Source organism: Lysinibacillus sp. NPDC093190, from assembly GCF_050280425.1.
Lineage (GTDB): Bacteria > Bacillota > Bacilli > Bacillales_A > Planococcaceae > Lysinibacillus.
The window spans coordinates 26,488-47,990 of sequence record NZ_JBNNVG010000035.1; the positions used below are offsets into that span (position 1 = coordinate 26,488).

A 21,503-nucleotide genomic window follows, 5' to 3' on the forward strand; every position below is an offset into this window, starting at 1 on the left:
TACAGGTTTTTTTATTTTATTAACTTGACTTAGAGTGAAGGTATCAATAAAAATCAATTAAAAGAGAATGCCATTTCATATATTGTTCTTGGGGTAGTAGGAATCTTTGGATTTAATACTTTGTTTTTTGTAGGTTTGCAATATACATCTCCGGTTAATGGGGCATTAATCATGGGACTGAATCCATTATTAACGATGATTTTCGCACGAATTATATTAAAAGATAGTATTACAAAAAAGCAAGTAGTCGGTATACTCTTTGCTCTTCTTGGTGTTTTGTTAGTTATTACACATGGTTCTATTGAGACTATAAAAAACCTATCAATTTCAGGCGGTGATTTAATAATCTTTGCAGGCAACGTTTGCTGGGCACTTTACGGTGTACTTGGACGTCGATTTATAATAGTAGTTTCTTTATTTACCTCAAATCCTGTCTCTTTACCGAACATTTCGCTTGGAGCTTGGGGAGCAATTGCCTTCATGGCTTTCTTTACAAGTGTTTTGGGTTACCTTTGGTGGAATCAGGGGATAAAGGAGATTGGGGCAAGTAAAACATCTCTATTTTTTAATCTTGTTCCTGTTGTAACAATGATTATTTCATTTGTTATTGGAACACCGATAACGGTATTTCAAATTATTGGGGCTATGTTAGTTATATTAGGTGTTTTAACTGCTTCGGGGGCAATAATTATTCCTAAGCACAACACTGAAGAACGAGCAGCTACATAATAGGGTTAAAAATAAACTCTCATTCTATGAAATAGTTATATTTTTCAACGAATGATTTATCTGATCTGTACTGTAGAATAGGTCATTCAGGGAACAATCAAACTTTATTTCAAATCTACAAATCCTACCGAGAAACTACCAACCAAGACTCGGCTATGTTATGTACACACTAACTGAGGGAAAGGGGAGGGGGAGTCATCCGAAAAATCGCGCCAAAAGAAAAACACCTTAAAAAGTTAGATACATGTCTAACTTTTTAAGGTGTGAAAATGAAGCTTTTACTCATGTCGAGTAGGTTCGACGTTGAGTAATTTTGCAAAAATATTACGTAATGTTTGTACTTCATCAGCTGACAGCATACCAAACATATTTTGTATAAGTTCGCTAACTTGCTGACGGGAATCTTCTAAAATACCTTCGCCATCAGCTGTAATTTTCAATTGGGATGCTCGTCGATCTGTTGCATGCTGTGTTTTTTCAATAAAGCCAGCATTAATGAGCTTACTTGTTAAAACAGTGACACCACCTGTCGTCACTTTTAACCGATCAGCAATGGCAGAAGGGCGTTTCGGTCCCTCCTGCGATAAGTAGTCTAAAATTAAAATATGGGATTTTGAAAAGCCGAGTACATTATGATTATTCCACTCGTTTGCCCACTTACGCTCAATGGAAGATACTACTTCAAACAACGAGGTAATGGCTCTTTCTTTTTCTTGATCCATATAAGGTCAACTCCAAAACTGTTTTAACTTTCTTGTGCCAATCTTGTCATCGCGTTTAACTCATAGGCACGTACTCTGCGTGGAATAAAACGACGAATGTCCATCTCATTGTACCCAACTTGAATACGTTTTTCATCAATTAAGATAGGGCTTCGTAACATTCTTGGGTGAGCTTGGATGATTGCAAACAACTCTTGAATAGAGAGCTGATCAATATCGATATTTAGGTTTTTAAAATCATTTGAGTTAGTTGCGATAATTTCGTCTGTTCCATCTTCTGTCATGCTTAAAATTTCTTTAAATTCAGCAAGTGTTAGTGGATGTGAAGTAATACGTTTTTCTTTATATTCGATGTTATGATCTTTTAACCATTTTAGTGCTTTTCTGGATGAAGAACAGCTCGCTTGTGAATAAATTGTAACTGTCATTCTTCATTCCCCGCTTTCTTTTTTAGGATTATATTTAATATATATCTTATTAGTAAGTTAAATAGGTTATACATATATCTTACTAGTAAGCTATATATAAATCAATAGTTATTTGAAAAAACTTAAACAGAAACGATAATTTTTTTAACTACACTAAAATATACGCACAAAAGAGCGAAAAGTTTCACTAATTCAGCTTACAATGATGTAAGATTTATTAAATCTTACTAATAGAAGCTCATAGAATAAAGAGAGCTGTTCTAATATAGAGAGAAATAGTCGATAGATATATTATTAATCCACTCATTATTAATATGATTAAATACAGGTTTTTATGCCTAGATAAATAAATTTTTATTTTGGGCTAAGAAGAGGGCCGTTTCCAAAAGCTCGAGTAGATTAGAGAACTGCTCGGGTACCCTGAAGAGTTGATCGGGTAACAAGGAAAACTGCTCAGGTACTCCAAAACTTTACCCATGCCAAATGTTAAGCACAAAAAAGAGGGCAGCCCCGAGTGATCCATGAATCACACTGGTAGCAGCCCACATTGATAATATTTCTAGCTTTGTTGTCCTGAAGTAAACCAGTCTTGGACATCCCAAACCTTTGTCGCTAAACCTTCATAGAAATCAGGTTCATGGCTTACTAATATGATTGTGCCTTTAAATTCTTTCATGGCACGCTTTAGTTCATCTTTTGCATCGACATCCAAGTGGTTTGTCGGTTCGTCAAATAAAAGCCAGTTTGCTTCATCCATCATGAGCTTACATAAACGTACCTTTGCTTGCTCACCACCAGATAAAGAATTAAGTGGGCGAGTAATATGATCCGTTTTTAGTCCTGCGCGTGCTAATGCTGCACGTACTTGTGCTTGCTCCATAGAAGGGAAGGCGTTCCACACATCATCAATAGGTGTAATTTTTTCAGCTTTTACTTCTTGTTCGAAGTAAGATGGGTAAAGATAGTCACCACGAATCACTTTTCCATCTAGCGGATTTATTTTGCCTAACATCGTTTTTAATAATGTTGATTTACCGACACCATTCATACCGACTAGAGCAATTTTTTCCCCACGTTCAATAGCGAATGTAAGTGGAGGAAGTAATGGCTTGTCCTTGTCGTATCCAATGACTAAGTTTTCAGCCTCTACTACATAACGACCAGAAGAACGTGCCTCTTTAAAGCCGAATTCAGGCTTTACAGCTGTTTCAGGACGGTCGATACGCTCTAAGCGGTCAAGCTGCTTGGAGCGAGATTTTGCACGACCAGTAGTTGAGTAGCGAGCTTTATTTTTCGCAATAAAATCTTCTTGTTTTTTAATGAATTCCTGTTGTTTTTCATAGGCATCGATATGCTGACGTTTATTGATTTCGGCAAGCTCTAAAAACTTTTCATATGTCGCAGTATAGCGAGTTAATTTTGAAAATTCTAGTTGGAAGATAACATCCACCGTTTCATTCATAAATTCTGTATCATGCGAAATTAATAAGAAAGCGTGTGGATAGTTCTTTAAATAGTTTTTCAACCATGTAATATGCTCTTCATCAAGATAGTTTGTCGGCTCATCTAGTAATAATACTTTTGGTTTTTCAAGTAATAGCTTAGCTAGTAAAACCTTTGTACGTTGGCCACCAGAAAGAGCAGCGACATCACGTTCCAAGCCGATTGCATCAAGACCAAGACCTCGTGCAACCTCATCAATTTTCATATCAAGAGAATAGAAATCACCTGCATCCAGAGCATCTTGCACCTCAGCCATTTGCTCTAGTAAAACTTCTAATTCTTCAGGTGTTGCTTCAGCCATTTTTCCTGTAATTTCATTAAGCTCTTCTTCTTTTTTATATAAAGGAAGAAAGGCGTCACGTAATGCATCACGCATAGTTCGACCAGCTGTCAAAACAGTGTGCTGATCTAAATAACCATAATGCGTTCCTGGAAGCCATTCAACCTTCCCAGTATCGTGGATTGCTTGGCCCGTAATGATGCCCATTAATGTTGACTTACCAACACCGTTTGCACCTACAAGACCAATATGATCTCCTTCAACTAGACGAAAAGAGACATCTTTAAAAAGCGTGCGGTCACCGAAAGAATGACCTAAATTTTCAACTGTTAATATTGCCATATATGTTCCTCCGAGATAGCGGCTAAGATTTTTTATGACCGCTAGTTAATTTCATTTATCAATTATACCTCGGCATAATTGCGTCCGGAATCGGCTTTGTGCTTAGGCCTGCGTGATGCAGGTCAGTTAGCCGTTATCGCATGGATGCGATGATTTTAGGCTAACATCCTCTAAGAACTCCTTTCCGATTCCGTGCATCCGCCGGAGGCTATAACTTCTTTCAGCGGGTGTTTGGACACCCGCTAAAAGAAGTTATAGTTCTGCTAATTGTTTATTTAATTCCGCTAGAGTTGCTTCCATATTTGCAAGGCGTTGCTCTGCTTTTGCTACTTGATCATTATGACCTGTAGATTCAAGCTTTTCGATGTCGCCTTGTAAATTCATATAATCCATTTTAAGCTCTTTAATTTGATATTCAATATCACTTTTTGATGGCATGATGATTGCTCCTTTATGTGTTTATTTGTATAACGAATGCGTGTAAAAGCGATGGAGGTTTTTTATCCCCCACCGCTTATTAGTTACTATCAATCGGGTACTTATGATGCTTGAATTCACTTCTTGTAATGAAAGATAAGTGAAAGTGAAAGTTCTACTATATTGTATCATATCCACCTGCAAAGAATCATTAAGTAGAAGCGATATTGTGCCGATCATAAGCGAAATCTAAAAGCAATGACTGTAGTGCATCATTGTTACTTGCAAGATTGAGCTGTCGTTGTTTTTTAACAGAGCGTTCGCTTCGGGCCTCGTGTAATAAAAATTCCATGACAGCATTTTGAATCTGTGATTGCTTCATTTTGCGACCAAGTCCAAGATGAATAAAGCCATTCTGTTCGCGAGGGAAGGCATGTAATAGCTCAGCCTCAGTTTGTGCAAGTGTAATACAAGGCACACCATAAGAGGCGATTTTATAAGGCGTATAGTTTGCATTACAAATAATAATATCTGCTTTTGGCAATAGTTTTAGGAGTGCGGTTTTATCACGAAGAATGGCTGTGTTACGACGACTAAGCACCATCATTTGCAAATCATCTGTTGCATGTCGATAGCTTTCATCAATCATCACTGTAATTTGTAGTGGGATTTGTAGCTGCGTTAAGTGTCGAAGAGTACGGTAGGTTAAGTTATGCTCGTCCCCATCCTCAAAAGCAACAACAATATGAGGTGGATCTTCAGGTATTTTACTGTCTGGTCTATCATCAAAATTCTGATAAGCTTCTGGTAATGCAAAGTTGAAGCTGCCACCAATATAATGAGATGGTAAATAATCTTTAACCTCTTGATAGAGTGCTAGCAATACACAGTCACAGGCTTGACCACCTTCACCAAAATCATCAAAATGAATGATTGTTTTGCAAAACGGTCGTAAATTTTGTACTTGCCAGCTTTCAGAGTTACGGCCATCTCTTACAATTAAATCAGGCTGAATACCTTTCATTTGCTTTGGTAGCTCATCGAAATGTTCAAATAAGATTGGCGAGAGATTTTCATTCATTAAAATTTGAATCCCATCATTTGAAGGGGTCTTTACAAATATGAAAACTTTTTCATTTGTAAGTAGCTTTGCCAGCGTTGCAACCCGTTCAAAAGGATACAGCCCTTTATCGATACAGCTTTCAATAATGAAAACTATCGTCTTTTTTAATTCCATTGCTTGAGTTTCGTTTTGCAAATGTATCCCATCCTTTCATTCGTCTATTTAGACTATGGTGAATAATGGGCAAGTATGTGTAAAAAAATAGGATTATTAAATCAATTTCGCCTTGGCATAATTGATAAAAACCTAAAATTAAATGAGTAAGAGCGCCTTCTTTGGCCGATAAATAAAGTAGAGTTTGTGGAAAGATACATAGGATTGTTTCAGTTTTTCAACAAAAATAGAAGCTAGATGATTTTGTTCCGGCAGTGCGGCTTCTGGAGCAAACGAGCTTTGAAGGGGGTTCAACCAATGGGAATGCGTGCAGCGATTGTTGTAGGGGCTACTGGATTAACTGGTACCTCTCTTGTAGAACAATTATGTGAAAATGATGAATATGTTTCGGTTACGGTTATTGCACGAAGAGCGCCAGCATTTACGCATCCAAAGCTAGAAGTAAAAATTCGTAATTTTGATACTTTAGAGGAAAAAGATATCGAATTTGCACATGAGCTTTATTGTTGTTTAGGAACAACGATTAAAAAAGCAGGATCTCGTGAGGAATTTGAGAAAGTTGATTTTGAATATCCACTAACGATTGCCTCATTAGCAAAAAATCGAGGAATCCCACATATGTTAGTTATTACAGCAATGGGGGCAAATGAAAAATCTCCAATTTACTATAATCGAGTAAAAGGAAAGCTTGAACATGATCTTATAGAGCTAGGTTTACAGAGACTTTCAATTATTCGCCCATCTTTATTGTCTGGGGAGAGAGAGGAATTTCGCTTAGGTGAAAAGGCGGGAGAGAAAGTTTTAAAATTCGCAAAGCCACTATTAGTTGGGCCATTAAAGCGTTCAAGAGCTATAGAAGCTTCTCAGGTTGCGAAAGCAATGATAGTTATTGCACTGTACGGCGATAAACAGCCAGTTACAATTTATCAATCTCAGGATTTGGCTAAGTTAGATTTCCCTGAAACGCATGATGAGGATATTTCAAGGGAGCAATTATTTAATTGGGATAAGGGCAAATTATCGGGTTCTAGCGATGAAGGAAATAAAGTAAACCGTGAAGTCGTGATTAATCGAGATAAATATAAAATAGAGGAAACCGTTGTAGATAAAGAAGTAAAATTCCAACGTCGTGAGGATAAATAAAGGTCCATCACCATAACATGGAGTTGATTTCCGTTCCTCTACCGCTAATCCCCAAGTAGTCGACATACCAAAGTTTCTTCTAAAGCAATATTTCTTAGTAGACTACGTTCCGCCTAAAGACTGAATTTACGTTTTTAACCACTACATTTCTTTTCGTGCCTCTTTTCATTTGTTACAATATTATTGTAGAAGATGAATGTGGAGGCAAAGTGATAATGAAAATTTTACTCGTTGATGGCACAATGTTTGGGCGTAAAACAGGTGCTATTTTAGAGCAAGTGGAGCAATATGTTAAAGAATTAGATGCTAGTTTCGAGTTAGAAATTATGCATTTTAGTCAATATAAGCATCAAATTGTAGACGGTTCACCGTTAAATGATGACATGAAGGAAATGATTAAAAAGTTCGAGGAAGCCGATGCATATATTATCGCAACACCGATTTTCCAAGCATCGATTCCGGGCGTTTTAAAAAATGCATTTGACTTCTTGCATCCAAAAACAATGCGCTATAAGCCAGTATCGATCGTGGCAAATGGTGGCACGTATCAGCACCATTTAGTAGTAGAAAATCAGTTAAAACCAATTTTAGACTACTTCCGTGCACTTGTAACGCCGAACTATGTTTACACACACACATCTCATTTTGATGCAGATAATAAGATTGTCGACGAAGATGTTCATAATCGTTTACGTGAATTGGCACGTGTTTTTGTGCAATATTGTGAAATGAGCAAAACATTGCCGAAAGAACCGATTGATCAACATTAAAATAATATCTTTATCCCTTGTGCAGTGGAAGGAAATCACTGTGCAGGGGATTTTTCTGTTCAAGAATCCTTTTACGATGTGATAAAATAGAATTTTAGTGAAACGGAAGGGAGGGCTGCTCATGCAGGACATCGCTGTACTAGAAAAACAACGCTGTAGTCTAATATTGACTAATAAAGCGAAGGAAGCGGTAGAGGAATGCTCAGCAAATGAGCATGCCTTTTTTGCCTTACAGAAAACATTCACCGTCTATATCGAAAAGCGCAAAGCAAAAAAGCTTGGTGAAACATTTTTATCGATTTATTTTAATGCGGAGCAAAATGACAAGTTATCCGATGTTATCGCTGAGAAAACAGCTATTATGGATTGTGTGCTAAAGGTTGAAGGATTGCTAGCTACAAATATTCGTTTTGTACATATGCGAGGCCCAATTAATACAAACCGACGCTTACCTGCAGCATTACAACTTGTCACAAGACCTAATAATGGAGCAGGGATTCCGCTCGATCTTCATAAAAAAATAAGAGAGCTACCAATAGCCGAGGAGCGCACAGAATATGTGAAAAAGCGTATCTCGAGCTGGGAAGGCTATTTAAAAATTCAAGAACGTGATGCGACTATTGATGATATTCATACAGAGTTTAAGCAAAGCTATTTTAATGAAGATTTTACTAGACTGACAATTGTCTGCCCTTATATAAAATCGAAGGAATGGAAGAAGCTTGAAGGGTTAAGTGTGAACATTCAAGGGGTACGCGGTGAAATTGGACAAGTATTAAAGACTCATGCAGGGAAGCAGACAATAGAAGTTGACTTAAAGCCTTTTGTGCAGGATTTAGCACGTAAAGATCAACTTAACCTTCGTTCAAAGCAAGCGAGCTTTAGTAATTTTGCGACATTGAGTCAAATTAGACGATTACGCAATGGTTTTACAAAGCTTGAAAAAGGCGAGGCAGTTAACCCTAATTTAGAGACAATACTATTTGAAAAACGTCCAACTGTCCGAACATCAAAGCTTCGAGAGGATATTGTTTTTCACAATAATTTAAACGAATATCAGCGACGGGCTGTTTTAGGAGCATTGTCCGTTGAAGATTTGTATGTGATTCAAGGACCTCCTGGCACTGGGAAGACAACTGTTATTTCTGAAATTTGTCAGCAAAATGTCAAGGCTGGCTTAAAAACACTCGTGGCTTCTCAATCAAATCTAGCCGTGGATAATGCTTTAGGACGACTACTTTCTAATCAAGAAATTCGAATTTTGCGCTATGGTAGAACGGAAAGTATTGAAGAAGAGGGTAAAAAATTTATTGAGGAAAATGTTGCGCTTCATTGGCGTGAGCAAACTCTCGCAGCGATTGAAGAGGAAATCGCTGCTTTTACGGAACGGGAACAAGAACTGAAATCAAGTATTAGCAAGGTTGAGGAAGAGTTAGAAAAGCTTGAGGCATGGCTTGAGGAGCTAACAAAGGAAATAGCTGCAAAAGAGCAGGCCGTAATTGACGAGCCAATCTTACAGCAGGAAATACAAGCCTTAAAGAAAGAATTAAAGGCTGCAAAAGCTGAGCAGCAGGAGAACGAGGCACATAAAGAGCATTACGAAAAACAGCTGGCGCAAATCGAGCCTGCTGTAAAGTCGCTTGAGCAGACCCTTGCTGAAAGTCCATCTATAGAGCAGCTAAAGCTTACTATAGAAGAAACTACTCAAAAAATTGAGCAATTGGAAGCGGCTGCTCAATATAAGGAGCTGCAAGAGCAAAAGCAGCATCTGGCACTGCAGTTCAAAGATATCCAATCGAAATATGAAGAGGAAAATAATCGCCTTCGATTAATGAAGGAAGCCGAAAAATATGTCAGTAATTTAACGTCCTATGAGCGTATCGAACGATTTTTACAACACTATCAAATTCGCCCATCTTATGTGCTGTCACAGCAAATTAGTCGTTTGCAGCATTTAGAGGATGCCAAAGATTTAGATGCATGGGCAACCATCAATACACGACTACAAAAAGCTATCGCAAAGCTTGAGTCGTTGGTATCTGATGAAGAAAAAGAACATGCCCTTGCTAAAAGTAGATTGCAGCCAGTTCAATCGTTTTCATTGCAAAATCTAACTGGTGTTTTTGCACAACTCAATACAGCCTTTCAAGATGATCAAACACCACCTGCCGAGCAAATTGAAAGTTTCTTGCTCGGGTTATATATGCGTCGTGATTTTGTCTGGCAAAAAGGTATAGCTCTTAAACAACAACAAGAGCATAAAGATCAGGAATTTGAGTCGTTACGTAAAGGTATTGGAGGCTTATTACATCAAGAATGTGCGATTACAAGCTTCGACGTTCAAAGCATACAGCGACAATTACAACCATATTTACAGCATACAGAACGACTGCAGCAGCTAGCAGAGACATTCCAAATTGATGCTGAGCCAGAAGAGTCTGTAGAACATTTAAAAATACTTGTATCGCAATCAAAATCTTCTCTTCAAATAGCACGTCAACAGCTGGAGGCAGTGGAGCAGGCTAATACACAGCTTCTACCAAAGAGAGCGGCACTTCAAACAGCGCAGACTAGTTTACAAGAGATTGAACAACAGCTCACACAATTAGAAGAAAATATAAAAGAAATTAATATAACTGGATTAAAGAAGGAGAAGCAGCTAACAGCATGCACAAAGCTTCTACAATCAACACCAGAGCGTACTTCCGAGGAAGTAGTGGAAACAATTGCATCCTCCAAAACAGCAATTGTGGAATTACAGCGCAAGGAACAGCAGCTACCTCTTCGAAAAAAATTACAAGAGCAATGGCGTGACAAGCTACAAAATGCTACTGAATATGATTTAGATGAAATTCGTAAATTATATGTGCGTCATGCGAATGTTATCGGTACGACATGTGTTGCTTCAGCAAGTAAGGAATTTATGGAAAACTACCCGACATTTGATGTTGTCATTATTGATGAAGTATCAAAGGCAACACCACCAGAGTTATTATTACCGATGCTTAAGGGTAAGAAAGTTATTTTAGTAGGCGATCATCATCAGCTACCTCCACTACTTGGAGATGATACGTTGGAGGAAACGTTAAAAGCGATGCTCGATGAAAATCCAGACTTCGATGGTGCGCAGGAATTAAAAAATTTGCTGCGTGAATCACTGTTTGAACGTTTATTTAATAACTTACCGCAAACACATAAGCAAATGCTGGCATTGCAGTACCGAATGCATGAAAAAATTATGCACAGTATTACACCATTTTACGCGAAAGAGGAAAATGGCCTGCAATGTGGTTTACCAGATTCAGATGCGGCACGAGACCATTACTTGGAAGGACAATTTGTTAACCGTGATGATCATTTGCTATGGGTTGATATTCCGACCGAAAAACCTTATTTAGAGGAGCAGGTAAAGGGCGGAACGAGTCGTTACAATGAGGGTGAATTACAAACAATTCGACGTATTTTAATAGATTTGAATAAGGCTGTTATTGAAGCTAAAGAAGCGGGACGCATGCCTCAAGATGCACAAAAAAGCGTTGGAGTTATTAGCTTCTACGGGGAGCAAGTAAAGAAAATTAATCGCCTTCTGCAACAGGAATTACAGCTACCACATCTTCAATTTAGAACCGGGACAGTCGATAAGTTCCAAGGTATGGAGATGGACGTCATATTAGTTAGTATGGTACGTAATACGCCTAAAGGGGGAGACGTTGGCTTTGCAAGAGATTATCGCCGCTTAAACGTTGCTTTATCTCGTGCCCGAGAGCTATTACTACTTGTCGGAAGTGCTGAGATGTTTGCCAAACGTGCGAAGCATCAAGATACGCGAGAGATGTACAGCAATCTGTTAGAGACAGTGAAATCTTATAACGGCTTGCGTAATCACGAAGGACAGGTGATGTAGATTGTCAAAATTACAGCAGCGCTTAATGCGTGAACTTCAGCAAAATCGAAACATTAAAATCGTCAAAACGGATGAATGGTGCATCCCAATTCGAACAGTAGAAGTGACCTATGAGCCAGTTCGTCGTTCCACTATGGATGTCTTGATGACAATGCTGTTAATGAGCATACAGGAAGCGGATTTTGCAAACGCACAAGAATTAAGTGAGTTATTACTAGTCGATCCGTTATTTATTGAGGATTTAGTATCGTTAATGTCTCGAGTAAGTCTTATTGAGCAAACGGAAGGCTTCTATAGATTAACATCTAAAGGACAGCAGCAACTGGAACGTGGCATCTTTGAAGAGGAATTAGATGCAGAAATGTCCAACCTTTACTATAGCCCATGCCATCTTGCATTTCTTGCTGTCGACGAGGACAATATAGACGAATACGATGATCTACCAGAGCTATATCGCTATGTGGATGAAGAGGCTGAGAAGCAAGAGCATTTCGAAGAAGCAATGTTAATAGATGCGCTACAGCAAGAGGATGGCGAAGAAGCTGGAGCTTCACAAAAAATAGTTGCAAAAATTGTTCAAACAGACGCTAAACAAATTAATGATAGCCCATGCCTGGAATTTGTCCTTCACGATAAAGAACAAGACATTGTGTTCGTTCGTGTATGGAATGCACTGTTAAATCAATGGGATTCACACCTAGAACAACAGCTCACAGAAAAAGAACAACTAAATTGGCGTGAACAATACTTATAAGACAAAAAACGAACGTGTGCAGCTTCGTTTTTTTTTCATAGTTGAAATCATTGTGATGTTGTCCAAAAAATACACGCCATGTGAAACGGCTCATGGACGCTCCAAGAAAACGCTCAGTCGGAACGGAAATTAACCACTTGCTTTGCCGAAGAGTATACTCTTTTGAGCGAGTGTCGATAAAAAGTGAAAGTTGGGCGATAAATATAAAAAGTTAGGTGATAAATTAAAAAAGTTGGGCGATAAATTCAAAAAATAAGGCGATAAAACGAAAAAAGTTTCGATAAATTTTTTTTACCTGCATATATTGCTATAAAAAAGAGGGGACAGATGCTGTACAAAATCAAGTCGGTAAATTGCATAGTCTTGTTCGGAAAAGCGAAGTGGTATTTTCGGTATTATATAGCCTAAAATTAATATTAACCCGGGTTTAACTTTTTCTAAAACGATTAAAGGAGCTGTAAAAATGAAGAAAGCAATATTAGCACTTTCTTTAACTACTGTTATGTTATTTAGTCACGCAAGTATTACGGATGCTGAATCATATGTAGACGACATTTTAAAACTCCAACCGGACATTTCGAGGGAAGAATTGTTGCAGGATGTTCAAATGATTGCTTCAAATACAGGACAATCAGAACAAGTTATTCTTGAACAAATTTATACAGAATTAAAAGAAGATGAAGCAAAAGGTATTGCAGAAAAATCAGCTTATTCTCAAGAAAAGTATGGAATATCAACTCGTGGTGGAAGTGGAGGGACTGTTAGCGTAGGATCTAGTACAAAAGGGAACTTCTATTATACACCGTCAGAAACAGCTTATTTAGATCATGGACATGTTGGGATGTATTATACGTCAACAACAATTGTAGAATCTGTACCTTCTGATGGAGTTCGAACAATTTCAACTAGTGCACGTAAAGTCGATAGCTCTGGAGCAGTAGTAAAGTCTGTTTCAACATCTACAACAAATCGTAATAATGCAGCGGATTGGACATATTCCCAAGTCGGACAACTATATTCTTACAATTTTGCTACAAACCGTTTAACTGGACATGATGGGGCTAAAAATTGCTCTAAACTAATTTGGTCAGCATATAAATTAAACGGTAATCTAGATTTAGACGTGAACGGTGGACTAGGTGTATATCCACGTGATATTCGAGATGCACCAGATACAGTGTTAGTAAGAAATATTTAATTCTTTTATAAAGATCGTCTTTAATTATTTAGAGACGATCTTTATTTTTGGGAGGAACTAATTTGAAAAAAATTATATTTATAGGGATTACTTTAATCATAATTTTTATAGTTATCATTCTTGTTAAGCAGCAAAATATAAAAGATTCCTCACAATTTTTATCAGCTGAAAACGTTGACAAAGATTTATTAAAAATTACTAAAGCAGTTATTTATTTTTCGACAACGGCTGACCAAGACTTTGATAATAAGGGGTTAAGTTATAGTGTTTTTGTAAAGGAGGACCATTCAACTCAAGCGCTCGCTATGAATGGGCTTGAACTAGGGAGTATAGCTGTCGGTAAGAATCAGCTATTATTAGAAGATAAAAATACTATAAGAATTGTAGATGGTGATATTAAACAGATTAATATGGACACCCCACAGTATACCGGTGAACGGACGGGTTATTTACCCTCTCAAGATTTATTTTTTAGTATTTATAATAGTGGATTTAAAGAATCGGGTTACAATTCAGACGTTCGGTATGGTAATGCTGAGAAAATCAATGTAGACAGTATTCCTTATTATATTTTGATCTCTGGGGTAACGGAAAAAGGGATTAATATACTCACACAAGACTTTGAAACAAAGACTTTTAACTTAAGAGAAGTAACATTTGATAAAGAATTAAAAATTAACGATATTACTACTCTTCAAGGATTATCTATTGATAGCACGCAAGCACTGGCGCCAATTTTAACTGATGAGCATTATTATTATTTAATTTTATCAACTATAATAAGTGAATCTAAGGAAAGTGTATCAATTTATAGAATTAATAAAAAGACTTTAGAACAAGAGAAATTTAAGTTTATTGAATACAATGATGTAGATTTAACAGCTACGATTCCTTATAATTATAAAAATTCAGCAACAATTTATCAAAATAAGTTATTTTATGCTAATGGATTAGGCGAAATTTATTCTTTTGATTTAAAAACACATGCAGTCTCAAAGGCATTTAAACTCAAAAAAGCAAGCCAATCTAAAATCCGTCACAATGAAGAGACTTATTTTAAAGATGGGAATTTATATGTATTAAGGTACAGTGAAGATAAAAATGGCTACTATTATTTAGAAACTTATTCACTTGATAAGGGGAATTTGACAGATTCATTTGATATCAATGGTTTGGATGAAATTATCAATCATTCCTCAAGTAAAAAGGTTTATTCGTATGATTTAAAGGTATTGCAATAATAAAACTCATAATTCTAAATGTGCAAAAATTGACGGCAACACAAGGGGGAGGTCGGTGCTTATAGCTGGGAATTTCATCAATAATGATAAAACCTCTCCTAATGATGATAAACTATCGACAAGGAGAGGTTTTATGTTATATGCGTCTTCCGTAAAATGTCTGTTAGTAGAGAAGTAGAGCTAATTGAGGTCCTCTTTAGTCCTCCTTTAAATTAATTTTAACTCTTTTGCTTTAATTGTTGCCGCTATCCTAGAATCTACTTCTAATTTTGATAAAATTTTTGCGATATATTTTTCAACAGTTCTTTGTGTCACATCCAGTTCGGCAGCAATTGCTTTATTCGTATATCCTAGTGATATTAGTCTTAATATTTTGATTTCTTTTTCGTTGATGCCTCCGATAAAAATATTGTTATCTTGATCCATGAATCTTTTTACATAACTAATAAAATCATTTGGAACAGTCAATTCTTCGTTTAAAGCGGAATAAATTACCCTAAGTAGTTGATCCCTGCTGGCCGTTTTATCAACAATACCATCAATTTTATAATTTAATATTAAGTGGTAATAATCTGTGATGTTACATCCTGTGTAAAGAATAATACGGGCTTCAGGATCTATTTGTTTAATTTCTTCGGCAAGTAGTACACCATTTTTCTGAGGCATATGTATATCTAATAAATAAATATCAAAAAAGTGATCTTGAACTTTTGGCATTATATCAGTGATGTTAGAAGAAATTTCAATCTCTATTTCATCTATGCCCTTCAATAATGTTCTTGTACCTTCTAGAACAACGGGATGATCATCCAATATTAGTAATTTAATCATAGTCTCACCTTTTTATATTGTAATTTCTATTTTTACCCCTTCATAATCTGTGACGATAATCCCCAAGGAATCGTCCAGCCTTCACTCCAATCAACTTATATACAGGGCATATGTATTAACAAATGTCATCCACAACTTTTGGTGATGAGCCATATATTTATATGATTACATACAATTATGGAAAAGGTAAACATTTATTATAATTCCGTCAATGTTTTTGTGAAAATTAAAAAATTGAGTGATAAATTCAAAAAAGTAGGGCGATAAAATGATAAAACGCCTCGATAAATTTTTAAGCTTGCATATATTATTACAAAAAAAGGAGGGGACCGATGTTTGCGATTAGTTTATGTATGATTGTCAAAAATGAAGAATGTATTATTGAAAGATGTCTAGATTCCGTTCAACATTTAGTGGATGAAATCAATATTATAGATACAGGTTCAACTGATCGTACAAAAGATATCGTCCGAAACTATACCTCTCGAATTTTCGACTTTACCTGGTGTGATGACTTTGCCAAAGCTCGTAACTTTTCCTTTCAGCAAGCTACGAAAGATTTTATTTTATGGCTCGATGCAGATGATGTGATCACAACAGAACATCAGCAAAAGTTTCTACAGCTTAAACAGTCACTTTATCATCCAAATGTCGATGCTGTTTCCATGGATTATTATGTAACGTTGGATGCTGATGGCTGTGTAGAATCAAGTGAAAAAAGGTTTCGTCTCGTAAAACGTGCACGTAATTTTCAGTGGCGGGGTGCCGTCCATGAGTATTTAGATGTAACAGGCCAGCTTTATCATAGCGATATAGCGGTTACACATTTGCCAAGAAAAAGTGATATTCATCGCAATATTCGTATTTATGAGCGTTTAATGAAAGAAGGGCACCCATTTTCAGCTAGAGAAACTTTTCATTACGCAAATGAGCTAAAAAATCATCAGCGATTTTTAGAAGCTATCAATCACTATAATATTTTCCTAGATTCCACAAAAGGCAATGCTGATGAAAATATCGAAGCGTGCTTAAATTTAGCGGATTGCTACCAACAGCTACACGATTCAAAACAAGCAACACAAGCTATTTTACAATCATTATTATATGATCGACCAAGATCAGAAACATGCTGTCGAATTGGTCATTTTTTTAAGGAGCAATTGAAAAATAAAGAGGCTATTTACTGGTATTCACAAGCATTACAGCATCCTTTAGAACAAACAATGGGTATTCAAAAGCATGCTTATTCTACATGGCTTCCTCATTTACAGTTAAGTTTGTTATACAATCGCTTACGTCTCTATGAAAATGCATATCAGCATAATGAGGCAGCACGTAAATTTAAGCCAAACGATCAACGCATACTAGACAACCGAAAATACTTGTTAAGTCAGTTAAAGAAATAAGGCCGTCATGGAAAGGGAACATCAATAAAATTTATATATATACCGTAACCAATTAACACCGATATAAAAACAACAATGGTCATACAAATCACATTCCGAGGTCTGAAAGTTCGAGCATCCATTAATTTATCTCCTTTCGATTTTGTGAACATTCTGTTAACTCAACATATGTTTTAAGAGCTTGAGTATGCAGTTCATCTTCGATATTTTTATTTGAAGCATAGAAAAAGAGCAAATTCACAATTAACGTGAATTTGCTCTTTAAATTAATCGTCTACCCGATCAGTTCTCAGGCGTACCTGATCATTTTTCCAGCTAGCCGATCAATTTTCTGATATACCAGATCATTTTTCATCGCTACCTAATCAGTTTTCCAACAATGAAGACTAAGTAGATGCCTCTAAATAATTTCAGCCACGAACTTATGGTATATTAGAAATTAATAGTTAGTAAAGGAGTACGAATATATGGTTAAAAGTGTAGTTATTGCTGAAAAACCTTCAGTTGCACGTGATATAGCAAATGTTTTGAAATGTAATAAAAAGGGGAACGGATTTTTAGAAGGTGACAAATATATAGTTACTTGGGCATTAGGTCATTTAGTGACATTAGCTGATCCAGAAGCCTACGATAATAAATATAAAACATGGAATTTAGAAGACCTTCCAATGTGCCAGAACGAATGAAGCTAGTAGTGATGAAGCAGACGGGTAAGCAATTTAATGCGGTCAAATCACAGTTAACGCGTAATGATGTCAATGAAATCATTGTGGCTACTGATGCTGGTGTATCTCTATAAAAACTATATGCACATAAATCCTAAAACACTTTTTTTATTTATATTTAAATATTATCTTTGATTTTATAAATGCACATAATTATAAAAGTAATTTTGTACATAATTCTATAAATTTATATGCTATTAAAAGAAATGGATTGATAAATTATGGGTAAACGCAGTCGCAAAAAAAAGAAAAAGAGAAATAAAAATAGTATAGAGCCTTCAATAAATATTAAACATGTACCCGAAATTAAATACCCCAAAAATTACATATTTGTACAAGGTATCGGAGCTACAACAATGTTTATTGTTTTTGTAGCGTTAGCATTCTTAGTTTTTTTGAGTCTAAAAGCAAACTTAGGTATATCATTAAAATTTTTTGACGGTCAACCTACTGCTTATAGTTACTTACTTTTTTCTCTCATTACAATTTTTTTAAATATTTTTTTTAATTAAAAAATTATTTAAAAGGGATTTCAGTGATGATTTTAAATGGAATTTTTCAATTTTTATATTGGGTTTTTTAGGTTCTTGGAATGCACTATTGTACATTCTAAGTGTGGGATATAATATTGACCTCCTTTATATGAAAATTAATGGGACGACAGCGTTTATAGGGGTTTATTTTTTGGATTTTACACTCTAATTTATAATGCTTATTTAGTTGATGTTTGGGAAAATTTATCAAGTAAATTCAAATTAATATTTTATTTAATTTTAATGGAAATACCGAACTTTTTATCCTGGTGGTCATTAATATTATCTTCTCCGATTAATTTCATATCTAAAGATGCATCTGTAAATGAATTAAAAGGATTCAACAATACCTATACATTTAATATAGGTTTAACTTTTAGTATATTTATTACCACTTGTTTAGTGACTATTAGAATTATAAAATATGTCCACAGATTTAAAAAAATGTATATTTAAAATATTTATCAAAAAAGAGCAGCTTTTAAATTCTATTAAAAAGCTGCTCTTAATTATTAGTATTTTGACGGAATTGCTGTGTTTGGTACTAGTCACTCATCTACTAAAGTCTCAGTGAGGTTGTTTTGGATGTCCATACATCTTTTTTGACATTAATAATTAACAGGCTGTTTTTTCACTAGTTAAACATACGAAAAATAACCTTTTCCTTCTTCCACTTTCTTATTATCATGGTAGTTATTCATAATTTGGAATACTACCATCTTCTACGCATGGAATGAAAAAGTCCTTATCTTATTTATCAGATGTAGAAGGTTTTATTCGCCTTTCAAATTCCCAGTAATTAGTATATAATTCTATGTAGAATATCATTGAAAGTAGTGATAAGTTTATGACATTTAGAGAGGGCTCTATTTCCAAAAAGGCATATGAACTCGTGTATGATGCGCCTAAAGCAATCGAGTGGGAAGTTTATGAAAAAAAGGTAATGAATGAGTATAAAATATTAATAGAAGAAAATGCAGACGATGAAAAAAAGTTCCAAGAATTTTTCGAAAGAAATCCTTCGCTGTTACCAGGCGCTTTCGGAATATATGGCGAATCCGGTCATGCACCGTATAATAATGCTCTAATTACACAGCCATTGTTACAAGGTTTGACAACTAAGATACCTGATTTTTTATGGCTGTCCACTGATAGTTTGAATATATCCCCTATTTTTATTGAAATCGAGAAACCAAATAAAAAATGGTTTAGAAAAAATGGTCAACCAACAGCAGAGTTTACCCAAGCTCAAAATCAGCTTAGCGAATGGAAACAATGGTACGAAAATCCTACACATCAAAGTTTATTTTATCAGTACTACGATATAGATCGGGAAATACTTAATGGTAAAGTAGTTAAACCACAATTCGTTTTAATTTATGGTTCTTCCATAAATGAATTTGAAGGAAAACCTGATTTAAATCAAAAAAGAGCGCATTTACATAGAGAAAATGAAGTATATATGACATTTGATAGATTAACTCCTATGTATAAAGCTCGTAACACCATTACTTGTCAGGTTAAGGATAGAAAATATATAGCTAAATATGTTTCACCAACATTTAAATTGGGGCCAGTATTTGCCGAAGAATTAAATGAAATTACTAACAAAGTGGAAGCAATTAATAATTCGCAAATAGACGTAGAGCGGAAGAATTTTCTTGTTTCAAGAATTGGATATTGGGAAAAATTTGGGGAAGAAAAACCCTTTGGGTTAAGGAACTCTGGTGATTGGGAATAAAGTGTTCCTTATTCCTAGACATACAAAAACGATAACAAACTAGAATGACAGCAAGAGGTATGTTTTTATTTATTTTTCAGAAAAAATGATTCTATTTTTTGGGGAAGGTGTTATTTCTGAATATTCATTAAGAAAAAATTTTATTAAAAAAACATTTTTCTGGAATTTGATTTTGCTTTAGACATCTCAAAACAAAGGAAATTCCAATTTAGTGGTATATTGCTTATAAAATTTGCAGTGAAAAAAAGATATTGCTAAATATTTCTTTATATAATGCGAAGAATAATTAACATTATAAGAGAGCGAGAGATTATATGACAATAGAATCAAAAGCAACATATTTAGAGGAATTTAACAAAATTAATATTCTAAATATACCTTTTGGATATAAATTTGAAAATCAAAAAGAAGATATCAGTACTTTATTAATCCTACCTAATCCAGATCAAGTGAATGAATTCAATGAAGCTGTAGCCATTTTTAGTTTTGAAACAGTCGCTTTATTAAAAAGTAAGTATTATTTTGGTATAAAGCAGAGAAGTGGTATGCTGGAGGTTCTTTACAATACATTTGTAGACCTTTTAAATAAGGAAAACAAAGAAATAAATGATTTTTTAACTCTTCAAGCTGTTTATGCGGATATGGTAATTAAATTAGGTACATTTTTAGAGGATTTCGCAGGTATGTGTGTAGCATGTGCAGAGTATAAGAATAATCAAGTAGATATCGCTGAGACTTTTTTAGCATATTCGAATCCAATCGGCTTTTATAGTTCTATAGCATCTAATAAAGGAAAAAGACAAATCAAAAGGATTTTTTCGCTCCCTGAATCAAAGGGGGATATCGGAAAGATTTTTAAGAATTTAACTAACAATGAAGAGGAACTGATTTACAAAGCAGTTCAAAATATTGTTGAGGGAATTAATGATAGCTTATTTAATATTTCTAGTGCGATCCTTAGGAATTCAGATGAAGATGTTACATATTATGATATGTATAATAAACTAAAGCACGGATTTGCTCCTATGTACTTATTTAAGAATTCGATGATAACGCCTTTAGAAGGTTTTTCTTCAGATATGCCAAAGGAAGAATTGGAGCAGATTATTATTGAGTATTTTTTTAATAATTTGACAATTATGCACGATAAGCTTGTAGGGCAAAGAACATCAGCAGAAGAAACAAAATACACTGAAACTAAGAGGGCTACACCAACACTTACTTATCAAGACATTAATATTAAAACAGCTAATGATATAAGACAGGCTACTGTAAATATAGAAAATTTATATCTTTATTTAATGAAAAGATATTTACTAATAGCTGAAAATAATAAGGCTTTAACATTGTTAATGTCTGATGAATATATGAATAGCGAAGAAAGAAACAGGGTGGAAGAAATAATTGATAATATAGACAACTACAAGTAAATATCAGCTTTATCTGTTAATAAGTAGTATAAATATTTCTTTAAAGTTTTGATTTTAATCAATCTTTTTTATAAGATGATTTGTCAAATTAAGTGCAACAATTGCTCATTAAAAGCCTCGTTTGCAGTTTTCCAACCAAGACATTTTCTTGGTCGGTTGTTGATATAGT

At 35.1% G+C, this 21,503-nt stretch carries 16 protein-coding genes and 2 pseudogenes; 12 read left to right on the forward strand and 6 right to left on the reverse strand.

The window, feature by feature from the left end:
• Positions 1-33: 33 nt before the first annotated feature.
• Positions 34-729, forward strand: a pseudogene (locus ACQKOF_RS21425) (DMT family transporter); the annotation flags it as partial.
• A gap of 278 nt (positions 730-1,007) precedes the next feature.
• Here the strand turns inward: ACQKOF_RS21425 and ACQKOF_RS21430 are convergent.
• The 5 genes from ACQKOF_RS21430 to ACQKOF_RS21450 all read right to left on the reverse strand — a co-directional run bounded on the left by ACQKOF_RS21430 (position 1,008) and on the right by ACQKOF_RS21450 (position 5,679).
• On the reverse strand, positions 1,008-1,451 hold the full coding sequence (locus ACQKOF_RS21430; protein ID WP_370047658.1) for a MarR family winged helix-turn-helix transcriptional regulator: 444 nt from the start codon (positions 1,449-1,451) through the stop codon (positions 1,008-1,010).
• Between the two features lie 23 nt (positions 1,452-1,474).
• A complete protein-coding gene (gene spx / locus ACQKOF_RS21435) occupies positions 1,475-1,879 on the reverse strand; it encodes a transcriptional regulator Spx (protein WP_427492096.1) in 405 nt (134 codons plus the stop codon).
• 559 nt (positions 1,880-2,438) lie between these two features.
• Positions 2,439-4,004 carry an ABC-F family ATP-binding cassette domain-containing protein gene (locus ACQKOF_RS21440; RefSeq protein WP_427561507.1) on the reverse strand — a complete coding sequence of 522 codons (1,566 nt, stop codon included), beginning with the start codon at positions 4,002-4,004 and terminating at the stop codon, positions 2,439-2,441.
• Positions 4,005-4,256: 252 nt separating this feature from the next.
• Positions 4,257-4,442: an SE1832 family protein gene (locus ACQKOF_RS21445; RefSeq protein ID WP_285397488.1), complete on the reverse strand. Its 186-nt coding sequence runs from the start codon at positions 4,440-4,442 to the stop codon at positions 4,257-4,259.
• Positions 4,443-4,632: 190 nt separating this feature from the next.
• On the reverse strand, positions 4,633-5,679 hold the full coding sequence (locus ACQKOF_RS21450; RefSeq protein WP_427561510.1) for a PseG/SpsG family protein: 1,047 nt from the start codon (positions 5,677-5,679) through the stop codon (positions 4,633-4,635).
• Between the two features lie 276 nt (positions 5,680-5,955).
• Between ACQKOF_RS21450 and ACQKOF_RS21455 the strand changes: the two genes are divergently transcribed.
• From ACQKOF_RS21455 to ACQKOF_RS21480, 6 genes are all read left to right on the forward strand, one after another.
• The gene (locus ACQKOF_RS21455; protein WP_427561513.1) at positions 5,956-6,801 is read left to right on the forward strand and encodes an NAD(P)H-binding protein; all 846 of its coding nucleotides are present in this window, start codon (positions 5,956-5,958) and stop codon (positions 6,799-6,801) included.
• A 215-nt stretch (positions 6,802-7,016) separates the two neighbouring features.
• Positions 7,017-7,571 carry an NADPH-dependent FMN reductase gene (locus ACQKOF_RS21460; RefSeq protein WP_427561516.1) on the forward strand — a complete coding sequence of 185 codons (555 nt, stop codon included), beginning with the start codon at positions 7,017-7,019 and terminating at the stop codon, positions 7,569-7,571.
• 121 nt (positions 7,572-7,692) lie between these two features.
• Positions 7,693-11,475 (forward strand): DEAD/DEAH box helicase, encoded by a 3,783-nt coding sequence (locus tag ACQKOF_RS21465; RefSeq protein ID WP_427561519.1) that lies wholly within the window; start codon positions 7,693-7,695, stop codon positions 11,473-11,475.
• A gap of 1 nt (position 11,476) precedes the next feature.
• Complete coding sequence (locus ACQKOF_RS21470; protein WP_427561522.1) at positions 11,477-12,229, forward strand: hypothetical protein; 753 nt, start codon at positions 11,477-11,479, stop codon at positions 12,227-12,229.
• Between the two features lie 463 nt (positions 12,230-12,692).
• On the forward strand, positions 12,693-13,427 hold the full coding sequence (locus ACQKOF_RS21475; RefSeq protein WP_427561525.1) for a hypothetical protein: 735 nt from the start codon (positions 12,693-12,695) through the stop codon (positions 13,425-13,427).
• Between the two features lie 62 nt (positions 13,428-13,489).
• Positions 13,490-14,668 (forward strand): hypothetical protein, encoded by a 1,179-nt coding sequence (locus ACQKOF_RS21480; protein ID WP_427561528.1) that lies wholly within the window; start codon positions 13,490-13,492, stop codon positions 14,666-14,668.
• A 207-nt stretch (positions 14,669-14,875) separates the two neighbouring features.
• Here the strand turns inward: ACQKOF_RS21480 and ACQKOF_RS21485 are convergent, their stop codons facing one another.
• Positions 14,876-15,499: a response regulator transcription factor gene (locus ACQKOF_RS21485; RefSeq protein WP_427561531.1), complete on the reverse strand. Its 624-nt coding sequence runs from the start codon at positions 15,497-15,499 to the stop codon at positions 14,876-14,878.
• 332 nt (positions 15,500-15,831) lie between these two features.
• Between ACQKOF_RS21485 and ACQKOF_RS21490 the strand changes: the two genes are divergently transcribed.
• From ACQKOF_RS21490 to ACQKOF_RS21510, 5 genes and pseudogenes are all read left to right on the forward strand, one after another.
• Positions 15,832-16,905 carry a glycosyltransferase gene (locus ACQKOF_RS21490; RefSeq protein ID WP_427561534.1) on the forward strand — a complete coding sequence of 358 codons (1,074 nt, stop codon included), beginning with the start codon at positions 15,832-15,834 and terminating at the stop codon, positions 16,903-16,905.
• Between the two features lie 467 nt (positions 16,906-17,372).
• Positions 17,373-17,692: pseudogene (locus ACQKOF_RS21495) on the forward strand (toprim domain-containing protein); the annotation flags it as partial.
• Between the two features lie 159 nt (positions 17,693-17,851).
• A complete protein-coding gene (locus tag ACQKOF_RS21500) occupies positions 17,852-18,142 on the forward strand; it encodes a hypothetical protein (protein WP_427561537.1) in 291 nt (96 codons plus the stop codon).
• An 868-nt stretch (positions 18,143-19,010) separates the two neighbouring features.
• Positions 19,011-19,904, forward strand: coding sequence for a Shedu immune nuclease family protein (locus tag ACQKOF_RS21505; protein ID WP_427561540.1), 894 nt, complete (start codon positions 19,011-19,013; stop codon positions 19,902-19,904).
• A 314-nt stretch (positions 19,905-20,218) separates the two neighbouring features.
• Entirely contained in the window at positions 20,219-21,334 is a 1,116-nt protein-coding gene (locus tag ACQKOF_RS21510) for a hypothetical protein (RefSeq protein ID WP_427561543.1), read from the forward strand.
• Positions 21,335-21,503: the final 169 nt, after the last annotated feature.

What these genes read in the sequence shown, in the direction of transcription:
- ACQKOF_RS21430 (WP_370047658.1), bottom strand. Translation starts at nt 1,451, where the DNA reads ATGGATCAAGAAAAAGAAAGAGCCATTACCTCGTTGTTTGAAGTAGTA.
- spx (WP_427492096.1), bottom strand. Translation starts at nt 1,879, where the DNA reads ATGACAGTTACAATTTATTCACAAGCGAGCTGTTCTTCATCCAGAAAA.
- ACQKOF_RS21440 (WP_427561507.1), bottom strand. Translation starts at nt 4,004, where the DNA reads ATGGCAATATTAACAGTTGAAAATTTAGGTCATTCTTTCGGTGACCGC.
- ACQKOF_RS21445 (WP_285397488.1), bottom strand. Translation starts at nt 4,442, where the DNA reads ATGCCATCAAAAAGTGATATTGAATATCAAATTAAAGAGCTTAAAATG.
- ACQKOF_RS21455 (WP_427561513.1), top strand. Translation starts at nt 5,956, where the DNA reads ATGGGAATGCGTGCAGCGATTGTTGTAGGGGCTACTGGATTAACTGGT.
- ACQKOF_RS21460 (WP_427561516.1), top strand. Translation starts at nt 7,017, where the DNA reads ATGAAAATTTTACTCGTTGATGGCACAATGTTTGGGCGTAAAACAGGT.
- ACQKOF_RS21465 (WP_427561519.1), top strand. Translation starts at nt 7,693, where the DNA reads ATGCAGGACATCGCTGTACTAGAAAAACAACGCTGTAGTCTAATATTG.
- ACQKOF_RS21475 (WP_427561525.1), top strand. Translation starts at nt 12,693, where the DNA reads ATGAAGAAAGCAATATTAGCACTTTCTTTAACTACTGTTATGTTATTT.
- ACQKOF_RS21485 (WP_427561531.1), bottom strand. Translation starts at nt 15,499, where the DNA reads ATGATTAAATTACTAATATTGGATGATCATCCCGTTGTTCTAGAAGGT.
- ACQKOF_RS21490 (WP_427561534.1), top strand. Translation starts at nt 15,832, where the DNA reads ATGTTTGCGATTAGTTTATGTATGATTGTCAAAAATGAAGAATGTATT.
- ACQKOF_RS21500 (WP_427561537.1), top strand. Translation starts at nt 17,852, where the DNA reads ATGGGTAAACGCAGTCGCAAAAAAAAGAAAAAGAGAAATAAAAATAGT.
- ACQKOF_RS21505 (WP_427561540.1), top strand. Translation starts at nt 19,011, where the DNA reads ATGACATTTAGAGAGGGCTCTATTTCCAAAAAGGCATATGAACTCGTG.
- ACQKOF_RS21510 (WP_427561543.1), top strand. Translation starts at nt 20,219, where the DNA reads ATGACAATAGAATCAAAAGCAACATATTTAGAGGAATTTAACAAAATT.